25 protein-coding genes and 1 pseudogene are annotated in these 23101 nt (G+C 37.2%); 18 read left to right on the top strand and 8 right to left on the bottom strand.

The features are described from left to right. The first annotated feature begins 67 nt into the window (after window positions 1-67). Entirely contained in the window at window positions 68-655 is a 588-nt protein-coding gene (locus ACN6NE_RS01250; protein WP_474324156.1) for a hypothetical protein, read from the top strand. A gap of 65 nt (window positions 656-720) precedes the next feature. On the opposite strand, the pseudogene ACN6NE_RS01245 reads toward ACN6NE_RS01250, so the two are convergent. Further along, window positions 721-849 (bottom strand): annotated as a pseudogene (locus tag ACN6NE_RS01245) (IS3 family transposase); the annotation flags it as partial. 333 nt (window positions 850-1182) lie between these two features. Here ACN6NE_RS01245 and ACN6NE_RS01240 point away from each other — a divergent pair. Next, on the top strand, window positions 1183-2445 hold the full coding sequence (locus tag ACN6NE_RS01240; protein WP_129703132.1) for a SulP family inorganic anion transporter: 1263 nt from the start codon (window positions 1183-1185) through the stop codon (window positions 2443-2445). Between the two features lie 84 nt (window positions 2446-2529). Here the strand turns inward: ACN6NE_RS01240 and ACN6NE_RS01235 are convergent, their stop codons facing one another. Both ACN6NE_RS01235 and ACN6NE_RS01230 read right to left on the bottom strand, forming a co-directional pair. Then, window positions 2530-3477, bottom strand: coding sequence for a phosphotriesterase family protein (locus tag ACN6NE_RS01235; RefSeq protein ID WP_474324155.1), 948 nt, complete (start codon window positions 3475-3477; stop codon window positions 2530-2532). A 219-nt stretch (window positions 3478-3696) separates the two neighbouring features. Further along, a complete protein-coding gene (locus ACN6NE_RS01230) occupies window positions 3697-4203 on the bottom strand; it encodes a CcdC protein domain-containing protein (protein ID WP_438616500.1) in 507 nt (168 codons plus the stop codon). 247 nt (window positions 4204-4450) lie between these two features. On the opposite strand from ACN6NE_RS01230, the gene ACN6NE_RS01225 reads away from it, so the two are divergent. From ACN6NE_RS01225 to ACN6NE_RS01195, 7 genes are all read left to right on the top strand, one after another. Beyond that, complete coding sequence (locus ACN6NE_RS01225; RefSeq protein WP_474324153.1) at window positions 4451-4909, top strand: helix-turn-helix domain-containing protein; 459 nt, start codon at window positions 4451-4453, stop codon at window positions 4907-4909. 242 nt (window positions 4910-5151) lie between these two features. Then, window positions 5152-5667, top strand: a complete 516-nt coding sequence (locus ACN6NE_RS01220; protein WP_129703120.1) for an NAD(P)H-binding protein — start codon at window positions 5152-5154, stop codon at window positions 5665-5667. A 365-nt stretch (window positions 5668-6032) separates the two neighbouring features. After that, complete coding sequence (locus ACN6NE_RS01215; protein ID WP_129703118.1) at window positions 6033-6323, top strand: hypothetical protein; 291 nt, start codon at window positions 6033-6035, stop codon at window positions 6321-6323. A 429-nt stretch (window positions 6324-6752) separates the two neighbouring features. Next, window positions 6753-7967, top strand: a complete 1215-nt coding sequence (locus tag ACN6NE_RS01210) for a threonine synthase (protein WP_328258164.1) — start codon at window positions 6753-6755, stop codon at window positions 7965-7967. Window positions 7968-8875: 908 nt separating this feature from the next. After that, window positions 8876-10279: an MFS transporter gene (locus tag ACN6NE_RS01205; protein WP_129703116.1), complete on the top strand. Its 1404-nt coding sequence runs from the start codon at window positions 8876-8878 to the stop codon at window positions 10277-10279. Window positions 10280-10569: 290 nt separating this feature from the next. After that, window positions 10570-10773, top strand: a complete 204-nt coding sequence (locus ACN6NE_RS01200) for a cold-shock protein (RefSeq protein WP_013056405.1) — start codon at window positions 10570-10572, stop codon at window positions 10771-10773. A gap of 321 nt (window positions 10774-11094) precedes the next feature. Then, a complete protein-coding gene (locus ACN6NE_RS01195) occupies window positions 11095-11265 on the top strand; it encodes a hypothetical protein (RefSeq protein ID WP_013058097.1) in 171 nt (56 codons plus the stop codon). A gap of 183 nt (window positions 11266-11448) precedes the next feature. Here the strand turns inward: ACN6NE_RS01195 and ACN6NE_RS01190 are convergent, their stop codons facing one another. Beyond that, window positions 11449-11649, bottom strand: a complete 201-nt coding sequence (locus ACN6NE_RS01190) for a cold-shock protein (RefSeq protein WP_013058096.1) — start codon at window positions 11647-11649, stop codon at window positions 11449-11451. Window positions 11650-11939: 290 nt separating this feature from the next. Here ACN6NE_RS01190 and ACN6NE_RS01185 point away from each other — a divergent pair, with 290 nt between their 5' ends. Both ACN6NE_RS01185 and fbp read left to right on the top strand, forming a co-directional pair. Then, window positions 11940-12815 (top strand): YitT family protein, encoded by an 876-nt coding sequence (locus tag ACN6NE_RS01185; protein WP_129703112.1) that lies wholly within the window; start codon window positions 11940-11942, stop codon window positions 12813-12815. A gap of 743 nt (window positions 12816-13558) precedes the next feature. Beyond that, window positions 13559-15487: a fructose-1,6-bisphosphatase gene (gene fbp, locus ACN6NE_RS01180; protein ID WP_474324147.1), complete on the top strand. Its 1929-nt coding sequence runs from the start codon at window positions 13559-13561 to the stop codon at window positions 15485-15487. A gap of 55 nt (window positions 15488-15542) precedes the next feature. Here the strand turns inward: fbp and ACN6NE_RS01175 are convergent, their stop codons facing one another. Then, on the bottom strand, window positions 15543-16250 hold the full coding sequence (locus ACN6NE_RS01175) for a M48 family metallopeptidase (protein ID WP_129703108.1): 708 nt from the start codon (window positions 16248-16250) through the stop codon (window positions 15543-15545). A gap of 1 nt (window position 16251) precedes the next feature. After that, on the bottom strand, window positions 16252-16755 hold the full coding sequence (locus ACN6NE_RS01170; protein ID WP_129703106.1) for a YehS family protein: 504 nt from the start codon (window positions 16753-16755) through the stop codon (window positions 16252-16254). Window positions 16756-17177: 422 nt separating this feature from the next. Here ACN6NE_RS01170 and ACN6NE_RS01165 point away from each other — a divergent pair, with 422 nt between their 5' ends. The 3 genes from ACN6NE_RS01165 (at window position 17178) to phaZ (ending at window position 19092) form a co-directional block, all read left to right on the top strand. Further along, a complete protein-coding gene (locus ACN6NE_RS01165; protein WP_129703104.1) occupies window positions 17178-17708 on the top strand; it encodes an ECF transporter S component in 531 nt (176 codons plus the stop codon). Between the two features lie 89 nt (window positions 17709-17797). Further along, window positions 17798-17989 carry a hypothetical protein gene (locus ACN6NE_RS01160; protein WP_013058089.1) on the top strand — a complete coding sequence of 64 codons (192 nt, stop codon included), beginning with the start codon at window positions 17798-17800 and terminating at the stop codon, window positions 17987-17989. A 206-nt stretch (window positions 17990-18195) separates the two neighbouring features. Continuing rightward, window positions 18196-19092, top strand: coding sequence for an intracellular short-chain-length polyhydroxyalkanoate depolymerase (phaZ, locus tag ACN6NE_RS01155; RefSeq protein ID WP_129703102.1), 897 nt, complete (start codon window positions 18196-18198; stop codon window positions 19090-19092). Between the two features lie 217 nt (window positions 19093-19309). Here the strand turns inward: phaZ and ACN6NE_RS01150 are convergent, their stop codons facing one another. Further along, on the bottom strand, window positions 19310-19876 hold the full coding sequence (locus ACN6NE_RS01150) for a CBO0543 family protein (protein ID WP_129703100.1): 567 nt from the start codon (window positions 19874-19876) through the stop codon (window positions 19310-19312). Window positions 19877-20175: 299 nt separating this feature from the next. Here ACN6NE_RS01150 and ACN6NE_RS01145 point away from each other — a divergent pair, with 299 nt between their 5' ends. The 4 genes from ACN6NE_RS01145 (at window position 20176) to ACN6NE_RS01130 (ending at window position 22837) form a co-directional block, all read left to right on the top strand. Continuing rightward, on the top strand, window positions 20176-20349 hold the full coding sequence (locus ACN6NE_RS01145) for a glycine zipper domain-containing protein (RefSeq protein ID WP_165351626.1): 174 nt from the start codon (window positions 20176-20178) through the stop codon (window positions 20347-20349). A gap of 23 nt (window positions 20350-20372) precedes the next feature. Further along, window positions 20373-20750: a hypothetical protein gene (locus tag ACN6NE_RS01140; RefSeq protein WP_129703098.1), complete on the top strand. Its 378-nt coding sequence runs from the start codon at window positions 20373-20375 to the stop codon at window positions 20748-20750. Between the two features lie 274 nt (window positions 20751-21024). Continuing rightward, on the top strand, window positions 21025-21648 hold the full coding sequence (locus ACN6NE_RS01135) for an FMN-binding negative transcriptional regulator (RefSeq protein ID WP_474324145.1): 624 nt from the start codon (window positions 21025-21027) through the stop codon (window positions 21646-21648). A gap of 211 nt (window positions 21649-21859) precedes the next feature. Continuing rightward, window positions 21860-22837, top strand: a complete 978-nt coding sequence (locus ACN6NE_RS01130) for a ring-cleaving dioxygenase (protein WP_098326100.1) — start codon at window positions 21860-21862, stop codon at window positions 22835-22837. A gap of 69 nt (window positions 22838-22906) precedes the next feature. On the opposite strand, the gene ACN6NE_RS01125 is transcribed toward ACN6NE_RS01130, so the two are convergent. Further along, the gene (locus tag ACN6NE_RS01125; RefSeq protein ID WP_474324319.1) at window positions 22907-23095 is read right to left on the bottom strand and encodes a YjcZ family sporulation protein; all 189 of its coding nucleotides are present in this window, start codon (window positions 23093-23095) and stop codon (window positions 22907-22909) included. Window positions 23096-23101: the final 6 nt, after the last annotated feature.

Raw genomic sequence — 23101 nt, 5'->3', positions numbered from 1 at the left:
GAATTATTTGAGAGAGAGGGAAAGGTGTGAACGTCATTTAACCTTAATTTTATCGTTATGTAGTAGTTTGCTCATTTTTTTATTGTCACTGTTTCAATGGGATTTAGATGATCGTATAGGGAAATACGTAAGTCCATATATATGGTTATTCTTTGTCATTCCTTTCTTTTTACTACTAACGCTGTGGACATGGATTTATCTGTTTAGCAGTAGAAAGTGGCTGCCTTTAGTTATTCAAGTGATAACCGTTGTGCTGTGGTTCTTCATTCCGTTTGAGCAACTTAATTTAGACATAAACTTTAAACTTCATCAGCAGAAGAGAGAAGAAGTGGCAGCTAAAATACAAAAAGGTGTCCTGAAACCCGATGAAGCCAACTACCCATCGTTCAATTTTTTACCCAATGAACCCGACCTCTCATCACTAATTGATTTACCGAAAGAGTATGTGAGCGTATCTAGAGGTCGAGATGATGTCGCAGTAGAAACCAAAGGAAAGGCAATCTCCGTACTTTTCTTTACAAACAGTGGGCTCTTCGGTCATTTCTCAGGTTTTGTTTATGACCCAAACAACCGTAAACCTTCATCAGGCGATTTTGGTCTGAAGTTTGAAGAAATAAAAAAGTTACAAAGGAATTGGTATTATATATCTTATTAGTTAAAAACAGAGGCTTTGAATTGTAATTCAAAGCCCCTGTTTTTTTAGATTTCTGGTAATTTGTTTTACGATATCCATGGTATATCAGCACTAAACGAGATAACTTTTTTAAAGTGTTCAAGTTTGTGATCAATCGGACTCATGCAACTAAGCGTCCTGTGAATTCGGATATAATTAAACCAATGGATGTAGTCCTTGTAGTCTACTTGACCTTAAAAATCTGTGCAGCCTGGCCACATAGACTCTATAGGTACTATAGGGTCTAGTTATCTTGTTTGATTAACAACAAAGAAATCTAATTCATCAAAAATAACTAAAAGAATAAATAGCAAGAATTTTTAAGAAAATTTTAATAACTTGCTAAGAAACTTCTAATTTCCTCTTTATTTTTTTGTAAGTTGTCTCCTTTAAGATAAAAGTAATCGAGTAGCCCACCTTATTTTAGATGGATGAAAGCTAGATAAGGTTGTATGACGAAAATACGAATGGGTAACCTCACTACTTAAAATGGAGGCTGATGTACACTTATGAATCTAGAGGTTTTTCGAAATTACTCCTTGCATCATTTGAAGAAAGATATACTATCGGGTATTGTTGTTGGCATTATAGCTATACCTTTAGGGTTAGGATTTGCGATAGCTTCTGGAATATCGCCTGTTACAGGACTTTATACAACGATTGTAGCGGGCTTGCTAATTGCTATTTTAGGTGGATGTAGGTTTCAAATTGCGGGACCTACCGGTGCGTTTGTTCCTGTTTTATTAGGAATTGTGTTGCAATATGGCTATGAAAACTTATTAATTGCCGGCTTTATGTCCGGAATTCTCCTCATTATCTTTGCGCTATGTAAAGTAGGAGCTTTAATCAAGTATTTTCCGTCCTCTATTATTGTAGGATTTCAGTCAGGAATTGCGCTGATTATCTTTAGCGGGCAGATTCCAAACTTCCTTGGATTGCACGCTATTGAAAAATATCAGTACTTTCATTTGAATATAAAAGAGATCTTTGGTAATTTACACTTCATCAACATCTATAGTATCGCTACAGCGGGATTGTGCTTAGCTACGATTTTAATTGTTCTTTACTTTTCGCCTAAGTCGCTGGGAATGTCCTATTTACTTGGAATTATTGTATCAACGGGCTTGGCATCTTTTTTCTTTGCAAATCAGTTTGAAACGATTGGTTCCATTTACGGAGAGATACCTCGTCATTTCCCGGCGCCAGCGTTTCCAGATATAACAGCGGAGAGGGTGGTAACTCTTTTACCTTCTGCATTTGTCATTGCTATACTTGTAGGGTTACAATCTTTACTGACAGCTCGCGTTGCAGATGAAATGACAAAATCAAAGCACAGCAGCAAAAAAGAACTGATTGGCCAGGGAATCGTAAACATGGTAACGCCGATGTTTTCAGGTATTCCCGCAGCAGGAGAGATTGCAAGAACGGTTACTAATATTAAAAACGGCGCTTCCTCTCCAATTGCAGGAATCACGCACGCTATCTTTGTGTTGATTGTGCTGCTAGTGCTCGCTCCGTACGCTTCATACGTGGCGCTTGCCAGTCTCGCGCCAGTACTAATGGTCGTGGCATGGAATATAAGTAAGAAGGAACAGTTTGCAAAGGTAGTAAAAGAAAAATCGTTTCATTCACTGGTTCTCCTCACGACCTTTTTGTTAACGGTGTTTACAAACTTGACAGTAGGAATAGCCGTTGGATTATGCCTGTCCGGTGTACACTTTATGGTGAAAAAGAGTCAAGAAAAACAAAAGCTATTAAGAAAAACTGGTTAATGTAAGTATATAAAATAATACGCGTAAAAACCCCCACTGTATGCTTAGACAGTGGGGGTTTTAGTAGTAATGAAAAAGACTATCTCAATTACTTTCTTCAAACCAACAGCGGGCGTTATCGAAAAGCATGTGCTGAATTTGCTGTTCGGTTACGCCTTTTCTTTTTAATTCCGGCACGACTTCTTCTAACACAAAGCTTATTGACCACTTTGGAAAACGTTCTTCAATTGCGTCTTCTGGAAACCAGTCCATTGTACAGCAGTAGTCTTGTGATAGAAACATGCGGTTTGAGTATCCTTGTTTGGCTAACTCAATGACCGTGTTATTTCTATTTTCAGTTGAACATTCTCTTGTCAAACCGTAGCGGTCCATTCCGATAAAGGCACCTTGCTTTAAGATGTTTGAAATATATTCAAGGTTATCCGTATCTCCCGTATGTCCAATCAGAATTTGATTCGAATTAGCGCCTTCTTCAAGTAAGATATCAAGCTGCTTTAAGCCTGTGCCGCTTGCAGGATGTGAAGGGGTCATAATCGGCACGCCCGTTTTTTTATGAGCTCGTGCGACAGCGCGCATTACTTTTTCTACATCCGCCGTTACGCCAGGTGCATCTGTAGCGCATTTTAGAAAGCCTGCTTTAATCGACGTGTTTTGAATACCAACTTCGATGTCTCGAACAAACAGGTCTGCCATATAGTCAATGCTACGGGTTTGAAAGTGGGTAGGGGTGTAGGTATACGTATAAATTCCTGTAGCTGTAATAATTTGAGTGTCCGTTTCACGGGCAATTTTTTCAATAAAACGAATATCGCGCCCTTGTTCCATCACCGTAGGATCACAGATTGTTTTGACTCCGAGCTTCTTTGCACGATTTACTTGTTCGACTGCTTTTGCAACTTCTTGTTTCTCATCATATAAATGAGGAAACTGTGCATAAACAGATTCAGAACGAACGCGCATATGCTCATGAATTAACGTTAGCCCTAGTTCTGACGTATCGACTGGGCCTGTTACAGAATTGATAAATGTCATAGTATGGTTTCCTTTCTAATATACCTGTAAATTAAAAAGCGGGTGATTAGGTACAGTTTTGATTTAATCTGTTTTGTTTTTATATATAGAGTTCTGTTATAAAAACACATATTGCATTACACAAAATATGTATTGTCTTATACAACACAAGGGTCTTTTACTTGCTATAACAAAAAATCCTTCTTTCTAAACAGAAAGAAGGACCATTCATATTGATGATTACCCAGCATTTACGCTGTAATCATCACCGTTTAATTTACGAAATTTCATATAGCTGCCAACTCTCCAAATAACAATATATATAAAGGCTAGCGTCATCGTTAAGACCGCGAAGTCTATCGAATCTAATCCTTTAAAGTACTGACTCAAAGCCATTCTTATGAAGATAATGGCGATAATCACATATTTAAAATTCTTATTTGGCTTTGAATAAATGAAGCCATCTTCTCTTACTTCATAGTCTGTTTGGCTAAGCATAATAAGTCCAAATATAACACCTAATACACCAGCAATCAGCATTTCCCAGTAAGGTGGTAAGTGAAAGGGCTGGCCCGGTATGTGCATCAGCTGACTTAGACTAAGGGAAAATGCAATCAATATGAAAAAAATAGGTGCTAATATACCAAGTCCATTCTTTTTAATGGGCTTATTTTTCTTTTTCATCTTTCTCCAAATAATGAATCCAATAAGAGCAATCACAAATATATAAATAAGCAGCATTTCCATCGTTATTTTGCCTCCTTTTTTATTTCTACGTTCGTACAATCCACTATTTAGTATAAACAATAAAAGGATAGAGATAAAAGTGCATTCTTTCATTTTTTACACATGAGAATTCTCACTATTTTTTATTACTGTCGTTGTAGGTTTTGGTATACGCCTCATTAACTGTTTCTTTCTTTTTTACCACAATATGTTAGAATTATAGAAAACGAGAAAACGTAAGGCAGGGAGATCCTGCTTACACGCTGCCATGGTTATAGAGGTGAATGAGTTGAGGTTAGGAAATCAATTGCAAAAACTAAGAGAAGAACAAAAAATGTCTCAAGAAGAGGTTGCTAAGCAAGTAGGGGTATCTGTCCAAAACATACATAAGTGGGAAAATAATCAGAGCTACCCTGAAATTCGGCATCTTTTAAAGTTAGGGGACATCTATGGAACAACCATTGATGAATTTATTAAAAATAATGCTGCATTACAAAATAGAATAAACATTCGGGAAGAAGAAAAAGAAGACGACGATGAACTGCTTCACCCAGGTTTTTATATCGGAATTGGTATTATGTTTCTTGGTACTTTTCTTAGCCTGATTATCGGCAATCTTACAATCACGATGGTGACCAACATCGCTGGAATGTTAATTACTTGTTTTTATAAAGATATCTTAAAACTTTTAAAAGACGTCAAAAAAGATTTTTATGAACAAGGGTAAAAGGGTAAGCAGCGTAAGCCATCCGATAGAATAGCAGAAAAATAATGAGGTGTACCGGGTGAAAGAATTAAATGTGAGTTGTATGACCATATCTTTTTTATGTTTAGTAAGCTATTACTTATTTCGAGTGGGGGCATACGCTTTAGCCAGCAGATATATACACAAAACGTCTGAAGGAAGTGTTTGCAATTGGGCGCTTAGTGTACTTGTTAGAGGCGGTAAAAAAATGGAGTTCAGTGATTATGTCACGTGGGCAGGGTTTTGTGTATTTTTGTACCTTGTGTAGTTACATTAAAAAAGTAAGGAACTATTTACTAAGTGGATGTCACGCTGTCATCAACACATTCGGTCAGCCTAACAAAGCTATCCCTTTATACAGCGAAGTTACCGAGGTAGTTATTCAGGTGATGAAAGAGCTTAGCATAAAGAGGTATATTGGTGTAACGGGGGGATCTTTAGATATAGACGGAGATAAAAAATCCATTCTTAATAAAATAGGAGCTATGGCATTTCATCTTCTTTATTCTGAAATGATAGATGATAAAAGAAAAGAACTGCAGCTTCTTCAAACACGCAGGCTAGATTGGACGCTTGTACGTCTTCCTTTTATTAAAGAGCACCGAAAATCTCAGGCGATAAAAGAAGATGCATTTGATATGCCGGGATTCAACATATCTTCTCGTGATATTGCGAGGTTTATGATAGAGCAGATACACAATTCATCTTACATAGGCAAAACCCCGTTTATATCCAATTAACGAGTTGAATATGTCAGAATGGAATAAAAAGGTAATTAAAGGAGGGCGTATGTCTTTTATTCTTAATAATTGTATGGCCATTAGCATCGTATTTGTGGTAATCCTTTTTGTAAGTATCGCGTTTAACAGAAGAATAGCTTCCCTAGTTATTTCCTTTCTTACTGTGTTATTCGGTTTATTTCTACTTCTTTATTCTTTTTCTAAAATAAGCGGGTTTGACGCGCTAGACATCCAGATAAAAGGGATAATAATTATCGGAGAAGGATTACTACTACTCGTTGTTACAAGCGTATTCATTTCCGCTCAAGAGGCAAAAAAAAGGGCTGTAACGTGAAAAATAAACGGCTGTTAAAGGTGAGGATAAAATGGCAATTGGAGTTGCATTACTTGTTTTAGTATTAGGTCTGATGTTTGCAAGCGGACTAAGCCAAGGGAAATCAGCTAAAAGAAAATATATAGTGTGGGGAACAACAACTATATTAATCATAGCTCCGTTCTTTTCGTGGGCCGTTTCGATTTTGTTTGCGGTTAGCCAGGAAGAAGGTTTTGCAGGAGCTGCATTAATGATGTTATTGTTTCCAGTTTTCTTTTTAATAGGACTCGTTACGCTTTTAATAGGAATCTTTAAAAAAGAGAGTGTGAATAAACCTGTTTAGGAATAGGGAGAGAGCTATCAAAAGTTCATATCCGCAGATGAATTAATGATGGGGAAAGATAATGCTGCTTTTGTGTATGAAAGTGTTCCTGGTATAGTAAAGGTTTCGGTGTTGAAATCCGAAGGGAAGTTACTGCTTCTTAATACAAGTTAATTTGCTGAAAATTCTAAATTGATTATTCCTATAATTAAAGTATGATTTTTGTTTATTCTGCACGTTTTTATTTAAAATTACTAGGGTTAAATCTAAAAAAAGCAATATAAATAAAGTAGAAAAAAGCATAAAAATCCTATTCTAAAAGGATTTTTATGCTTTTATTAATATTCAATAAAATGATGGGTAAATCATACCTTACAATTCTGATAAAAATAGTATAAATTATAATGTATATAGGGTAGTATGTTTACAGAATTTAAAGGAGTGTGTATGATGCCGTTTAGTTATGTTTCTCACTTATATTGTCCTAAATGTAAAAAAGAATATAGTCCAAAAGAAAAACATCAATTATGTGAATGTGGCTCACCTTTATTAGTAGCGTATGATTTAGAGAGACTGAAAGACAATCTAAGTCCAGAAGATGTCCAAAGCAGAGAACCAAATCTATGGAGATATCATGAATTGCTTCCAGTAGAAGATCCAGAAAACGTCGTTTCCTTAGGAGAAGGGATGACTCCGCTTATAAAAATGCCTAAGCTAGGTAAAGAAATGGACATTCCAAACTTATATATGAAAGATGAAGGCATTATTCCAACGGGATCATTTAAAGCTAGAGGCGCCGCTGTAGGGGTGTCAAAAGCAAAAGAACTGGGCGTTGAACAGTTAGCGATGCCTACAAATGGGAATGCCGGAGCTGCTTGGTCGCTTTATTCGTCACGCGCTGACATAAAAGCAACCGTTGTTATGCCAAAAGATGCGCCTGTTATTACACGAAATGAGTGTGCTGTCGCTGGAGCTGACCTTTACTTAGTAGATGGACTCATCAGCGATGCGGGTAAAATTGTCGGTGAAGCTATTAAAGCCTGGGGTCTTTATGATGCTTCTACGCTTAAAGAGCCGTACCGAATCGAAGGTAAAAAAACAATGGGCCTGGAAATTGCTGAACAGTTTTCTTGGAATCTCCCTGATGTGATTTTATATCCAACAGGAGGAGGCGTTGGTTTAATCGGCATCTATAAAGCGTTAAATGAATTAAAAGAGCTTGGCTGGATTAAAGGTGATCTTCCTCGTTTAGTTGCGGTACAAGCTGAAAACTGTGCGCCTATTGTAAAAGCATGGAATGAAAGAAAACAAGAATCTGAATTTTGGCCGGATTCTTCAACCATTGCCTTTGGTATTAACGTACCAAAAGCAATCGGAGACTTTCTTGTTTTAGAAGCCGTATACAATACAAATGGCTGTGCGATTGCGGTGGACGAAGATAAGATTGTGGAAGAACAAAAAAAGGTTGCACAGCTTGAAGGTTCGTTCATTTGTCCGGAAGGCGCTGCAACATTTTTAGCTGCACGCCGTTTGCGAGAAGAAGGATGGATCAAAGAAAACGAAACGGTTGTGGCTTTAAATACAGGGCTTGGAGTTAAATATCCAAACACGGTAGATATTGAAGTCCCTGTTTTAGAACGAAATGGCAGCCTTACTAAAAAATAAAGCAAGTAAAAAATAGATCTTCTTCTAAGCGGAGGTCTATTTTTTTATTTTATCGCAGATAAAACGTTTATCTAATGTAAAAAAATGTAATAATTGTGAATCTTTATATTCAAAACTATACGGGTGTATTTAGGTTTAAAGTTCGTCTTATGGGGTATCTAAGAGAAGAAAGAGAGTATCTTTCTAACCGGAAAAACAGCGTGGTGAGGGAGTGGAGCTGGCATATTACACAAGTTGAAGAATATGCCAAAAGTAACACTGTAAACCAGCTTGCTTTTACAGTAGAAAACTTACTTGAAGCCACGAATGATTATACGGAGAAAGGAGTTGAATTTTATCCCTCGAACCCCAGCCAACTCTTAAAGTTTTATTCTATGGACCGAATCATCCATTGCTGCACTTGTTAGAACGAGCTTTATATTTATTTTTAAGGCTACATAATTTTTGTAATAGAAACAGTGTATTTATTACAAAATAAAGCTTATATCTAATGAGTTGTAACAATAATTGTCAGATAACCTGAGTGGAAATTGCTACCAAGCACATTGTAAACCAGATGCGCTATCTTTAACGACAAGTTACTATTTCAGCTAGTGTAATTCCATCGAAAACGATCCCTATTTTAGGCGAAAATCGTTTTTTTAATAGCAATGAATTGTACGTTGAAATAAAAAAAGTTTATTTTGGTTTTAATTCATTTATTTGTTAGCGTTCCTTCCTCAGCATTTTTTGGCTTCAATCCCTTTAGCTATAACCTTTTTTAATATTTAACATCACATGAATAGTTTTCGTTTTTTACTTAAAAATAAAGAGTGTTACAACACATTTAAGAGTGAAATACAGTAAGTCAAATTTGACTTTACTACTCAGTCTTGTATAATCGTATACCGCGGAGGTGACGTAATGAAATGAAGTTTAACAAGAAAAAAATTAACGTCGTAGATATTGACAAAGCTAAAAAAAGCGTCTTTGCTACAGGAGTAGGAAACGCGATGGAATGGTTTGACTTTGGCTTGTACTCATATTTAGCCGTGATTATTAGTCAAAACTTTTTTAGCGCAGTTGAAAATGATCAGCTCAAATTAGTGTTCACATTTGCCACATTTGCGATTGCCTTTTTAATGCGTCCATTAGGCGGTGTTATATTCGGTAAAATTGGAGACAAGTTAGGAAGGAAAGTCGTTTTAACCACCACCATTATTTTAATGGCCTTTTCCACATTACTCATTGGGTTATTACCTACATATGATCAAATCGGTATATGGGCACCCATCCTTTTATTAATTGCACGAATCATTCAAGGTTTTTCAACTGGTGGTGAATATGCTGGTGCGATGGTGTATATTGCAGAATCGTCTCCAGATAATAAGCGAAATGTGCTTGGAAGTGGACTAGAAATCGGTACACTTGTTGGTTATATTCTTGCTTCACTGCTAGCTAGCTTACTATTTTTTATTCTGTCGGATAAACAAATGGCCTCATGGGGCTGGAGAATTCCCTTCTTATTAGGATTGCCTTTAGGACTTATTGGTTTTTATTTACGAAGAAGTTTAGGGGAAACACCTATTTTTGAAAATGAAATTTCCAATGAAGACGAAGTCGAAGAAGAAAGCTTCCTCTCTATTTTAAAAAATCACAAAAAAGATGTGTTTGTTTGTTTCGTAGCCGTGGCTTTCTTTAACATTACAAACTATATGCTATTATCGTACATGCCTTCTTATTTAAATGAAATTATTGGTTTATCAAACACAGTTGGTACTGTATTAATTACGGCAGTTATGATTTTAATGGTGCCGCTTGCTCTTATGTTTGGAAAATTGAGCGACAAAATTGGAAACAAGAAAGTTTTCTTAATCGGTTTAGGCGGATTGAGCTTACTGTCAGCCTTTTCGTTTTATTTAATCAACTTAAATGGTTTAGTCTTTGTTTCAATCGGTATTCTTATTCTAGGAATCTTCCTTGCTACGTATGAAGGAACAATGCCAGGGACGCTGCCAACAATGTTCTACACAGATATTCGCTACCGAACATTAGCGATCACGTTTAATGTTTCAGTGTCTATCTTTGGAGGAACGACGCCATTAGTTGCGACATGGTTAGTTCACGCAACAGGCAATCACTTGGCTCCAGCGTTCTATTTAACCATTGTGAGCATCATCGGATTTTTCGTGATTTTATTCTTGTTTGCAAACACAGCAGGAAAATCACTCAAAGGTTCATACCCAACGGTTGCTTCTAAATCTGAATACAATGAAGCGGTTGAAAATCCAAAAGATTCATTATGGTGGCATACAGAGCAAACAGAAAAATAAAGTAAATAAAAAGCAGCTGCTACATTAACTGCTGCGCAAAATATGAACACTTAAAAAGAGCCTTCTCCTTGTATAGCATAGAGAAGGCTCTTTTTATCATTCAATAATTTATCCCATTCCCTGTATTTGCTATCTTTGATTCTGTATGTTACGATTAAGTTAATTATTTTTGTTCGGTATAAGATTGAGAGAAGAGAAATCTCTTCCATAGAATTTTTTATCTTAAGATAGTATGGTTGGACAAGGGTAGTAATACAAGTGTGGAGTATTCCACACCAGGAGGCAATATTATGGAACAAGGTACAGTAAAATGGTTTAATGCAGACAAAGGCTTCGGTTTTATCGAAATTGAAGGCGGAGACGATGTATTCGTACATTTCAGCTCTATTCAAGGTGAAGGCTTTAAATCATTAGAAGAAGGTCAAAAAGTGACGTTTGATATCGAACAAGGCCAACGTGGAGCACAAGCTGCTAACGTTCATAAAGTAGCATAATTAAAACTAAAAAAGACTCCACATAGGGGTCTTTTTGCTTTGGATTTTAATAATTTAAAAAGATTACTTAAAAAATAAGTAGAGACATTTGTGACAGAATGCTATTAAAGAAGGTTTACCTATATGTAAAATCCTGTGTCGCAAAAAAATAGAAAAACCCCCTTATGGTTATAGAGCTGTATGCTTTAGGAGTACATATACGCCTGGAGGTATCAAAAATAACTAACCTTCGCTGGATTAGCCATTGAGAGATCACGTTATATTTCCCGATAAATAAAGTTAAAAATTTGATTATTTTTGATAGGAGAGAGGATGAGGGATATGAGTATAAGCTTATTTTCTAATGGAGAAATTGTAAATATAAAAGCATCTAATGAAAGAGTGATCATCTTAAAAAGCCATTATGTAAAAAACATGAAAAGATACTCTTATACAGTGGATAAATATCCAAGTACGTTTTTTTTTGAAGAAGAATTAATGAAACATGAATAAATATTGATTTATAGTTTGGGTTTTGTCTATACTATGCTATACTGAATTTACCATTTGTATTACCGATTACTATTTTTGTATTAATAAGCCCTATTCCTCAGTGGATAGGGTTTTATTATGACATTTTCAAGGAAATGAAAAAGACAGACTCCATGGAGTCTGTCTTTTTATATTTATGATGGATTACGCTTTTTGAACGTTAGAAGCTTGAGGGCCGCGTTGACCTTGTTCTACGTCAAATGTAACTGCTTGACCTTCGTCTAAAGATTTGAAGCCTTCGCTTTGGATTGCTGAGAAATGTACGAATACATCGTCTCCGTTTTCGCGTTCGATGAATCCAAAACCTTTTTCTGCGTTAAACCATTTTACTTTACCTTGTTCCATAATTGTTGCCTCCTAGTGTGACACGCACACATTGTGTTACTATCCTTGCCCAAATCTACAGACGAAAGTTATTTAACTTATCAATCTTTACCGAACAAAAATAATTCTTCTTAAACTTAACAGAAATAGGGACTTATTGCAAGGATAGAGTCTGTACAGCTAGAATTTCTCTTTTATCTATGTTTGCACTATGTGAGCTAAAAAACGATACGTAAGCCTCCTTAGTTCAAATAAAGAGAATGTTTATGGTACACTCAAATAGTAAAAAACATTTAAAAGTGAGGAATTATATGAACACAACTAAAAAACATCACAGGCCTAAGCGGCTAAAAATTGCTTTCCGAGCATTAATGGTCATTATCGGAGGAATTATTGCAGCTTACGGCTTAGAAACTGTCTTAATTCCAAACCATGTTTCAGATGGAGGGGTAACAGGCATTAGCATCGTTGCTTCAAACCTATTTGGCTTGCCACTTGGGGTTCTCATTGCCATTATCAACATTCCTTTTGTATGGTTAGGGTATCAACAAATTGGGAAAAGCTTTGCCATATTTTCCATCCTCGGAATTGTCTCATTAGCTGTCGGTACTAGCCTCATGCATCACACTCCAGCAATTATTGAAGGAGATACACTACTCGTAACCGTTGTTGGCGGTATTATCCTTGGGTTTGGAATGGGAATTGCACTTCGTAACGGCGGGGCCTTAGATGGCATCGATATGCTGGCCGTACTGCTTTCTCGAAAATTACCGTTTGGAACAAGTGATCTTATTTTGTTCTTAAATGCATTTGTATTTATTTTCGTTTCATTAGTATTTGGTCTCCAAGGCGCGATTCTTTCTGCAATTGCATACTTTATTGCATCCAAAGTTATTCACATCGTAGAAGTAGGGCTAAGCGGATCGAAAACCTTCCAGATTATCACTTCTCAGCCTGCGTTAATGGTAGAGACAATACGTGATCGTTTAGGTCGAAGCGCTACATACAAAGAAGCTTACGGCGGTTATTCTCATGAAAAATTTAAGGAAATCACATGCGTAATCAACCGCTTGGAAGAAAGCAAGATGAAAGAAATTATCAACGAAATTGACCCAACGGCTTTTGTTACGGTATATGACGTAGCCGAAGTTAAAGGCGGTAATTTCAGAAAGAATAATATTCACTAAGTTCACAAATCACTACATTTGTACGAACACTCTGCAATAATCCACCTTTAGGTTGGGGTGTAGAGATAAGAAAAGCAGCGTGATGTTTTACATCCGCTGCTTTTTTATATCGTAAAATCCATTTAGTACAAGGCGCCCGTTGTATAGCTAACGGCAGGTTTTAAAACCGGATATGCTAAAAAAGTGAAACGGTCAGAATTAGGGTGGATAAGGTATCAGCAGACATTAATGTGATGATTTTTCCTCGGTTTTTCTCTTCATCTAACAAAGCCAACAGAAAAAATCCCTGAACGTAGAAGAACAGGGATTCAACAGAATGATGATTCTTATATAATACAAAGGATGACTTTTCCTGTCTCAGAAAGGTCATCTTTATCGTACCATCACCAAGGACTTGGCGCTGTGCGTTTTCTCACAGCGGGAGAAGAAAAAATCTGCTATTGTATAGAGGTCGGAGTAAACTTTCTTAATTATGTGCGCTTCTTTCATATGTATCGAACCTGCTGACTGAGATCAGCAGGTTTTTTTATGTTACCAGCTAGCTGTCATCTTTAAGGGGGCAAGATCGGTTAATCTTTATAGACAAATAGACTTTATACCATTTTATCCCTACGTAAAATAGGTTAAAATAAAGAGGTGAGGCGTGGAGAGAAAAGAGTTAAATAAAAGGTATTTAACATCATAATCACAAGCTTGCTGAGTGATTATACTAAATGGTGAACGTTGAAAGGGGATACATAGTTTTGAATACAAAATATCTAGATTTACTTGCACAAAAGTATGATACGGAAGAAAAAGTGGTAACCGAAATTATTAACCTTGAAGCTATTCTTCATCTGCCAAAGGGGACTGAACATTTTGTCAGTGATTTGCACGGCGAGTATCAAGCTTTTCAGCACGTGCTGCGAAACGGTTCAGGAAATGTAAAAGAGAAAATTAAAGATCTTTTTAAAAACGTATTATCTGACAAAGAAATCAATGAATTTGCGACATTGGTGTATTACCCTGAAGAAAAATTACCGTTGATCAAAGCACAGTTTCGAAACAAAAAGGAACTCTATCAATGGTATACAGAAATCATTGATCGTATGCTTAATCTTATTTCGTACGCTTCTTCTAAATACACGCGCTCTAAACTGCGTAAAGCATTGCCGGATCAATTTGTGTACATTATTGAAGAGCTGCTATATAAAACGGATGAATTTACAAATAAAGAACAGTACTATACAAAGATTGTTCAGCAGATTATTTCTCTGGGACAGGCCGATAAGCTTATTATAGGGCTTGCTTATACGACGCAAAGATTGGTTGTGGACCATCTGCACGTAGTAGGGGATATCTATGACCGTGGACCTGAACCGGATAAAATTATGGATACGCTGATTAACTATCACTCCGTTGATATTCAGTGGGGAAATCACGATGTGCTATGGCTAGGCGCTTTTGCGGGTTCGAAAGTGTGTCTCGCCAATATTATTCGTATCTGCGCGAGATACGACAATCTAGATATTATTGAAGACGTATATGGCATTAACCTGAGACCGCTGCTTAACTTGGCGGAGAAATATTATGATGATAATCCTGCTTTTAGACCAAAAGTAAGCTCGAGTGACAAACTATCCGATCACGAGCGACTACAAATTACGAAAATTCATCAGGCCATTGCGATGATTCAATTCAAGCTTGAAAGTCCGATTATAAAAAGACGTCCTTTCTTTAATATGTCGGAAAGGCTGTTGCTTGAAAAAATCGATTATGATAAAAATGAAATTACGATATACGGAAACACGTATCAGCTAGAAAACAGCTGCTTTGCAACGGTTAATCCGGCGCAGCCTGATCAGCTATTAGAAGAAGAAGAGCATGTGATGGAAAGACTGCTGCTGTCTGTACAGCATTCGGAAAAGCTGGCGAGACATATGAAGTTTCTTATGAAAAAAGGCAGCCTTTATTTGAAATACAACGGAAACTTATTAATACATGGCTGCATTCCTTTAGATGAAGAAGGAAACATGGAAAAAATGACGATTGAAGATAAAACGTATGCAGGCCGCAACTTGCTTGATGTGTTTGAACATTACTTACAAGAGGCTTTTGCACATCCTGAAGAAACGGATGATTTGGCAACAGATATGGTCTGGTACCTATGGACAGGAGAATATTCATCACTCTTTGGGAAACGTGCCATGACGACGTTTGAAAGATATTTTATCAGTGATAAAGCAACGCATAAAGAGAAAAAGAATCCGTATTACTATTTACGGGAAAATGAAGAAGTCTGTCAAAACATCCTCGCAGAATTTAATCTGAATCCTGATCACGGCCATATTATTAATGGTCATACGCCGGTCAAAGAGATTGAAGGAGAAAATCCAGTCAAAGCAAACGGAAAGATGATTGTCATTGACGGCGGTTTTTCAAAAGCGTATCAATCCACAACAGGGATCGCTGGATACACGTTATTATATAATTCTTACGGCATGCAGCTAGTCGCTCACAAACACTTTAATTCAAAAGAAGAAATTTTATTAGAAGGAACGGACGTCTTATCCGTAAAGCGATTGGTCGATAAAGAACTAGAGCGAAAAATGGTTCTAGAAACAAACGTCGGAGAAGAATTGTTAAAAGAAATCTCTATTTTAAAAGATTTAAGAAAATATCGCTATAGTTAAAGATAAAAAAGAGCAGTATGCCCCTGGGGCTTCTGCTCTTTTTTATTTAGAGGTACTACACTGTCATTTCCCAGCTCGACATTTCCAGCCAGTTCTCTTGTTCACGATAATCGGGCATGATTTTCCCCACAAGACGCCAAAAGGACCGATCATGATTCATGTGAACCATGTGGCACATTTCATGAACGACTACGTAATCAATGACGTGCTGCGGTGCCATTGCCAGCCGCCAGTTAAAGGTTAGCTGACGCTTGGAATCACACGTGCCCCACGCTTTTTTGCTATCCGAAATCGAAATGGAGCGCGGCTTTGTTTTAAAATGTTTTTGATAGGAGGAGATACTCTTGGTTACTAGCGCTTTACATTGTTGATAGTAAAAGCGTTTGAGCGCTTGTTTAATCGCTTCATCGTCGTGCTGATTGACATAAATCTGAAGCGTGTTCGCTTCAAACACTACAGAATCCTTTGTAATAGTCGAATCGTGATGAATCTGTATCGGATAGTTTTTTCCTACATACAAAAACCTTTCTCCGTGTTCATAGACTTTTTTCTTTGGTCCATGCGTTCTATCTTTCATTTCGTTTATTTTTTGCTGAATCAATGCCCAGTTGTTCTCTAATAACATACGTACTTGTTCAGTAGACGTTCCTTTAGGAGCAAGGACTTCGACCGTTCCGTATCCGTCTACTTTAATTGCAAAAGAACTTCGGTTTTTATATCGTATTTCGTAATGGATACTCTGATTTGAAAAAGTGTGTATCATTTTATCCTCTATATTGTACGGTTAAGCCTCTTAGGAATTTTCGTGCAAAATTCTCTTTGCACGGTTTGTAATTTTTGTGGCCTTTTTTTCGCAATAAAGCACCTAATTCTGCTTTAGATACACGTATGCCACCGTCATCAAATACTTCTAACATCTCTTCACTGGTTAGGGACAAAGCAATTTTTACTTTCTTTAATAAGACGTTATACATATTTTGATTGCTTTGAACCGGCGCTGGCGGTGCTTGCCCTGGTTTAGGGTCTTGTTTTCCTCTTTTAAAGGTAATAAAACCGTTTAAAAAAGAATCTAACATATCGTTACTGCACGAGATGTGTTCGTCCGCATGAACTGCATCCTCGTCCTCTTCGTCCGGTGTTCTCGTAAGGATCTTTAATACGTCTTCTTTTGTTACGTCTACCCCGCCAAGATGAAAGATCTCTACCATTTCTGTATTTTTTAAATCCAAGGCATATCGTAATCTAATTAAAATATCGTTATTATCCATTCTTGCTCCTCCTATAACTTGCTTGCTGTATGTAAAAATCATGACTGCCACAATCTGAACGAACTTGGTTAATATCAGTACAATTATAGTAACAGGTTCCGCTGGAATTCTAGGTTATTCCATTCATTTCTACAAACATATAACTTCTCATATTTATCAGCCTTCGTCAACTCTTGAAAAAGAACGATTTGCTCATATTATGCCCGAACAGACTCTTTACCATAACAAAAATTAGGCGCCGCAGTCTGCTAAAGGAAGCTGAGGCAGCTTTATTTTTTTAAGAACGGATAGGACAATTTTTGAAGTTGGAGGATCCCTGTATGCTGCTAGAATGATATACCTTACTAAATAAATAGTTTTACGTATTTATTTAGTATGTAATTAGGAGTATGATAGTAGTAAAAAAAGAAAGAGGTCAACAGATGAATTCAACATACTCACCAAGAGAATCAACCAAAATCAAAGCTTTATCCATGCATGCGCTTTTTATCGCACTGACGTTTGTAGCGACAATGTTTATCAACATAAAGCTTCCAATCATGGGTAACGGAGGCCTTATCCATTTAGGCAACGTTCCTCTTTTTATAGCAGCCTTTATTTACGGCAAAAAAACAGGAGCCATCGCAGGGGCTTTTGGAATGGGGTTATTCGACCTCATCTCCGGCTGGACAGCATGGGCGCCGTTTACGTTTATTATCGTAGGGGCCATGGGCTTTTTAGCAGGTCTTATATCTGAAAAAGCACCTGGTAAAAGAGCACTTGTGAACACACTGGCAGTTGTTGCTGCGCTGATTGTAAAAGTCGTCGGCTACTATGTTGCCGAAGTGATTCTTTATCATAACTGGATCGTTCCACTCGGCTCTATACCGGGAAATGTGATGCAAGTGGTTATAGCGGGTATCATCGTCGTTCCGCTTGTAGCACGCTTAAAGAACAGAGCGGTACAGATTTAATCGCTCAATCGTAAGTCGTTTTACCATTATCCTATCCTTAAGTGATATACTTGATAGATATTCATCAAGTGAAAGGAGCGGAAAACACCATGAAATATTTAAAATCACAGATGAAGCAGCTCATTAAAGACAATCAGGAACTGCAAGGTAAGCTGAATGGACTGATGAAAGAGCACAGCCTTGAAAAAAACTTTGCTCTTAAAGCTCTGTACCATGCAGAAGTGGCTGAAGGCGGGAAATATCAGCTTGCCTATCAAGCATTAGACGCACCGAAAAAGTAATGGCCTTGTTGCTCATCCGTATATTTCTTCATCCTAAAAAGGTAGCCAAATAGCGTATTTGGCTGCCTTTTTTAGCAAATAGAATGACATAGAATCTATTCGTGTTTGCACGGTTTCTTTCTAACTGCTTAAATCTTGATAAATAGGGTATGTAAAAATAAATGCTAGCTATCGTTCTAATTATATAAGAAAAGAGGAAAATAGCGATGACCGTATCTGCTTTAGAACAAGAAAAAGTAGAATTACCAAATGGAGAAATAGTAAATTACCGAAAGAAAAAGGGCGGAAAAGAGGTACTTTTGTTAATTCACGGAAACATGAACTCTTCCCTTAACTGGGATGTATTAATGAACGAACTTCCAGAACATATCACAGCTTATGCGATCGATTTAAGAGGATTTGGAGACTCCACATATCATACACCTATCCACACAATCAAAGACTTATCAGATGACGTCAAGCTGTTTGCAGATGCTTTAAAGTTGTCTGCTTTTACAATAAGCGGCTGGTCACTAGGAGGAGCAGTGGCCATGCAGTATGTAATTGATTATCCTCATGATGCCAAAAATTTAATTCTCTTAAGCTCCGTCAACATCAAAGGCTATCCCATCCCGAGAAGAACTTTTCTAGAACTGCCTATTCCTAACAACTTTATACAAACCAAAGAAGAAGTAAAAGAAGCATTTAGAATGGTAGAAAACGCAAAAGAAACAAAAAATATATGGTTTTTAAAAATGATGCTGCGTCAATTTTTATATACAAAAAACAAGCCATCTGCTGATCAATTTGAAAAGTATTTACAAGAAACGATCAAGCAGCGCAATTTAATTGACATCAACTACGCACTCATGAGATTTAATATTTCAAATGATTTTAATGGTGTTGTTCAAGGAACAGGAGAGGTAGAAAAAATTACGATTCCTACTATGGTTATTCAAGGAGATGAAGATAAGATGGTTTCTACAAGAGATGCATCTGACATCGCGAAAGGCATAGGGGAAAATGCGACGTTAAAAATTATGAAAGGTGTGGGTCACTGTCCGCTGTTAGATGATTTAAGCAGTTTAATGGACTTATACAATGCTAATTTAAGCAGGGCTTAGAAAAATCGCGATTCTCTCTAGTAGCAGAAGTTTTATTATTGCTAGATGCAGCATGTTCTAAATTAACACAAGGAAAAGGATCTGCCTGCAAAATGCTGTGAGATAAACAAAGCCTGTTACCTTCTAAGGAAGCAGGCAACTAGTAAATAAAACAATTACAAAAAACGTAAGGTCTTTTAAAGATGCTTACGTTTTTTATTGATGACACTTATCAAATTTAATGTTGTTTTTCAAAATAAAGAAACAGATTGGTAATCCATTTTGATAGCAGTATCACACCGAGATAAAATACAAATAAATGACCGTAAGTAGCCCATTCATGCAGCTGGAAAAAGCCAATCCCTGTTAATAGCGGTTTGAAAATAAAAGCAAAAAACAAACAAAGAGCAGTTGCATATACATAGTAATTTTTATGATGGTTAATTGTCCATTGATAAAGAAGCATAAAAGAGACAGGAATAAGCGAAGCATCTAGGCTAAAGCTTACGGGTATGATTGTGTTGATTTGGTAAGGATACGTCCACAGCCCGTTATAAACTCCAGCGGTATCACTATAGTGAAACCAAACGTGCACGTTAAATCCATAAAACCCTAAGTGAAAGGCTTTTTTTCGGTCAATTGAAAAATAGAGAATGACTAAAGGTAAAATGAAAGCGCCCAAGGTAACCCAAAACTGCCAAGAGCCTGGAGTGGAGTAGTGCTGCCAATATTCAGCCCACGTTTTGGCTAGATTTTTTTGTGTGCTATGTATTTTTTTAAGATATTCCTGTTGGTTTGGTGTCAATGCAATCCATCCTTTTTAAGTAAGCAAAATTTCGTTACTTTTAAAATGCCCTTTTCTTAAGTTTTGGATACCTTTTCCTGTTGAGTTGTTTGTATTTTTCTGCACGTAAAACGATGTACGTATTTGGGGTGATCTGTATACTTACGTCGGTTTTGCTGCTGGGAGGGGCCGTTTATCAGCTCATCATCTAAAAATAAAAAGCAGTTACAGCGACTGCTTTTTTCCATTTTTATGAAACTTTTAGCGCGGTTATTACGTATAAAAGGTATCAATAAAACAGTAGAAAAAGGAGTGGTTTTTTGTCTGAAGAAAAGAAAAAGACAGATTATCTAGGAATGGGATTAGGTCTGGGCGTTGCGATGGGGACTTCTCTTGGGATTCTTATGGATAATATTGGGTTAGGTATTGCGATAGGAACGTCCTTAGGTGTTGCTTTTGGAACGGCAATGAATCAAAAACATAAAAAGGAATAAAATTCTGAAAGAAGGAGTGCAGAATGAAATATTTTGATGAAGCAAAAGAACTATGGTTAAATTATGTTCCCAGAAATGGGCAGTCGGATATCGTAGAAGGAGAGGTCATCCGAGCCATTGAAAGGCTTCGCTGTGAAGCTCAAGGCAACGGAAATGCCAATTGGGACGGCGGATTTGAGATGCTGGTGTTATATATACTAGACGTATTAAATGACTCGGATGTATTCAGCGCAGCTATGTTAGCCGAAATAAAAGCCGATGTTCACACCTTGCTCACTTCGGCAGAAGATCCATATTTAGAAGACGACGTATACGATCGTTTGACGGACCGCGTCATTGAGTGGCATATCGCCAAAGACGGACCTATCAAACGAGAAAAAAATCCTCAATTGTATAGATAAACGTGAGAAAGGAGCTGTTTTAAACAAGCTCTTCTTTTTTTGAGTTCCTGAATCTTTATTTAACCAACATGTATCTAATTACATCATGTGCTAAATAAATACAAATAAAAAATCAGCGGTTTACATCGCAGCAGTGTAGCATAAGCTTCTTAAAAAATCCATTCATAAATGGTTAAATGTTTGCTGACCTCCATAAAAAGTTCATAACTGACGCTGTTGCAAACACGTATAGTATTATATCTTTTACTAAATAAGAGATAAAGGAGAAGCGCTGATGTATATTCCAAAGTATTTTAAAGTGAATGAGGAACAAATAATGTATGAATTTATTGAAGATAATGGATTCGCCACTTTGTTTTCGTATCATAATGAAAAGCCTTATGCTACTCATTTGCCCCTGATGTTAAACCGGAAAGAAAAAGCTTTATACGGACATTTTGCTCGTCCGAATCTGCAGTGGAAAGATGCTGAAAATCAAGAAATTTTGGTTGTTTTTCAAGGGCCTCACTGTTATATTTCACCGTCTTGGTATGAAACGAATCAAGCTGTACCAACATGGAATTATGAAGCTGTTCACGTGTATGGCACCATGAAAATGATTGAAGAACCAACAGAACTGTTTGAGCTGCTGAGGAAGATGGTGGAGAAATATGAAAGCCCGAGCAGTACATATACACTAAATGACGTTGATCCTGCTTATATGAATGGTTTAAGCAAAGGAATCATTGGGTTTAAAATCGACATCAGCAAAATGGAAGGCAAACAAAAGATAAGTCAAAATCATTCAGTCGAAAGACAACAGTTAGTCATAAAAAAATTAGAGCAGACGTCTCGTGAAAATGAAACAAAAATTGCGGAGCTGATGAAGCAAAATGTGCAGCGATTCCTTAAGAAGTAACCGCTGTTGGAAAAGATCAGCAGTTTGTTAAAGGGAAGATAAAGAGAAACTAACTATGTGTTTAGTTTCTTTTTTATGTTCACAACATTTTCTTGTTATTGACAAACAGGCTGTATCTCCTTTAAAATTATCTTTAATTAAAGATAATTAAATTAAAGGTAATTTCAGTGAAAGTTAAAAAATTTATATATTATGAAAAGAGGCGGAGCAGATGGAATTGTTAGGGTTGCATCATGTATCTATTTTGACGGGGAAAGCTGAGAAAAACTATCAGTTTTTCACCAAAGTTTTAGGCATGCGATTAGTAAAAAAAACGGTGAATCAAGATAACACTCAGTCTTACCACTTGTTTTATGCAGATGGAGAAGGGACGCCAGGAACGGAAGTAACGTTTTTTGATATTCCGGGGCTTGCAAGAACGCATCAAGGTGCATCTGACATTTCGACTGTTTCGCTTCGCGTTAAAAGTACGGATTCTTTACACTTTTGGAAAGAGCGCTTCGAGCAGTACGGAGTGGAATATGAAGAAATAGCTAAACGAGCTAATCGTGATACGTTAGCATTTAAAGATTATGAAGGGACACGTTTGCTTCTTGTTGCGGACAACGGTGAAAAAGGGGTAAGAGCAGGCGTGCCGTGGAAGCGCGAAGACATTCCGTTAGAACATGCGATTATCGGTTTAGGACCGGTCACGCTAACGGTGGGTACGGCAGAACCAACTGTTGACGTACTGACAAATATTATGGGATTTCGCTACGTGGGTTCTTATCCATCTCTTGCAGGAGACCATAGAGATATTTTGGTTTATGCAACAGGTGAAGGCGGAAGCGGAGCCGAAGTTCATATTGAAACGAGACCCGATTTGCCGAAAGTTCGCTTAGGTCGCGGTGGCGTTCATCACGTTGCATTCCGTGTTCCAAATGAAGAAGAATACAATAAGTGGGCAAGCCGGTTAAACGAAAACAGTCTGCCGAATTCCGGTAAAGTAGAACGATACTATTTTAAAGCACTTTATTTCAGAGAACCAAACGGCATTTTATTTGAATTATCAACGGACACACCTGGATTTGCGACCGATGAACCGCTTGAAACGATGGGCCAAACATTAGCGCTGCCGCCATTTTTAGAGCCTAAGCGCAAAGAAATCGAAGAGAAGCTGAGACCGCTAGATTTGGACGAAACGCTATAGAATTCTTAAGGTGCCTGCCGCCTATTAAGACATGAAAAAACTCCAGTGTTTATACTGGAGTTTTTTAGGTTAACAATCATCGTGACGGAAACCGAAACCACAAGCACCAATAATAATGAGTAAAATAAACAGTACGATGATAATGGCAAAACCATTACCTCTGTGGCAAGGAGCTTCATATCCATAATCCGGCATGAAATATCCGCAGTGTGGTATCATGTGCTCATAAGTAGGAGCTGTATAGCCGTGGTGAGCCATAGCAGG

Source organism: Priestia sp. 53B2 (assembly GCF_056099005.1).
The sequence above is the reverse complement of the archived record's forward strand: the minus strand, read 5'-3'. Positions and strand labels throughout refer to the sequence as shown.

Bases quoted from the DNA above. Each gene is read 5' to 3' on its own strand.
- ACN6NE_RS01240 (WP_129703132.1), top strand. From the start codon at position 1,183: ATGAATCTAGAGGTTTTTCGAAATTACTCCTTGCATCATTTGAAGAAA.
- ACN6NE_RS01235 (WP_474324155.1), bottom strand. From the start codon at position 3,477: ATGACATTTATCAATTCTGTAACAGGCCCAGTCGATACGTCAGAACTA.
- ACN6NE_RS01230 (WP_438616500.1), bottom strand. From the start codon at position 4,203: ATGGAAATGCTGCTTATTTATATATTTGTGATTGCTCTTATTGGATTC.
- ACN6NE_RS01225 (WP_474324153.1), top strand. From the start codon at position 4,451: ATGGTTATAGAGGTGAATGAGTTGAGGTTAGGAAATCAATTGCAAAAA.
- ACN6NE_RS01220 (WP_129703120.1), top strand. From the start codon at position 5,152: ATGTCACGTGGGCAGGGTTTTGTGTATTTTTGTACCTTGTGTAGTTAC.
- ACN6NE_RS01215 (WP_129703118.1), top strand. From the start codon at position 6,033: ATGGCAATTGGAGTTGCATTACTTGTTTTAGTATTAGGTCTGATGTTT.
- ACN6NE_RS01210 (WP_328258164.1), top strand. From the start codon at position 6,753: ATGCCGTTTAGTTATGTTTCTCACTTATATTGTCCTAAATGTAAAAAA.
- ACN6NE_RS01205 (WP_129703116.1), top strand. From the start codon at position 8,876: ATGAAGTTTAACAAGAAAAAAATTAACGTCGTAGATATTGACAAAGCT.
- ACN6NE_RS01200 (WP_013056405.1), top strand. From the start codon at position 10,570: ATGGAACAAGGTACAGTAAAATGGTTTAATGCAGACAAAGGCTTCGGT.
- ACN6NE_RS01195 (WP_013058097.1), top strand. From the start codon at position 11,095: ATGAGTATAAGCTTATTTTCTAATGGAGAAATTGTAAATATAAAAGCA.
- ACN6NE_RS01190 (WP_013058096.1), bottom strand. From the start codon at position 11,649: ATGGAACAAGGTAAAGTAAAATGGTTTAACGCAGAAAAAGGTTTTGGA.
- ACN6NE_RS01185 (WP_129703112.1), top strand. From the start codon at position 11,940: ATGAACACAACTAAAAAACATCACAGGCCTAAGCGGCTAAAAATTGCT.
- ACN6NE_RS01175 (WP_129703108.1), bottom strand. From the start codon at position 16,250: ATGATACACACTTTTTCAAATCAGAGTATCCATTACGAAATACGATAT.
- ACN6NE_RS01170 (WP_129703106.1), bottom strand. From the start codon at position 16,755: ATGGATAATAACGATATTTTAATTAGATTACGATATGCCTTGGATTTA.
- ACN6NE_RS01165 (WP_129703104.1), top strand. From the start codon at position 17,178: ATGAATTCAACATACTCACCAAGAGAATCAACCAAAATCAAAGCTTTA.
- ACN6NE_RS01160 (WP_013058089.1), top strand. From the start codon at position 17,798: ATGAAATATTTAAAATCACAGATGAAGCAGCTCATTAAAGACAATCAG.
- phaZ (WP_129703102.1), top strand. From the start codon at position 18,196: ATGACCGTATCTGCTTTAGAACAAGAAAAAGTAGAATTACCAAATGGA.
- ACN6NE_RS01140 (WP_129703098.1), top strand. From the start codon at position 20,373: ATGAAATATTTTGATGAAGCAAAAGAACTATGGTTAAATTATGTTCCC.
- ACN6NE_RS01135 (WP_474324145.1), top strand. From the start codon at position 21,025: ATGTATATTCCAAAGTATTTTAAAGTGAATGAGGAACAAATAATGTAT.
- ACN6NE_RS01130 (WP_098326100.1), top strand. From the start codon at position 21,860: ATGGAATTGTTAGGGTTGCATCATGTATCTATTTTGACGGGGAAAGCT.
- ACN6NE_RS01125 (WP_474324319.1), bottom strand. From the start codon at position 23,095: ATGGCTCACCACGGCTATACAGCTCCTACTTATGAGCACATGATACCA.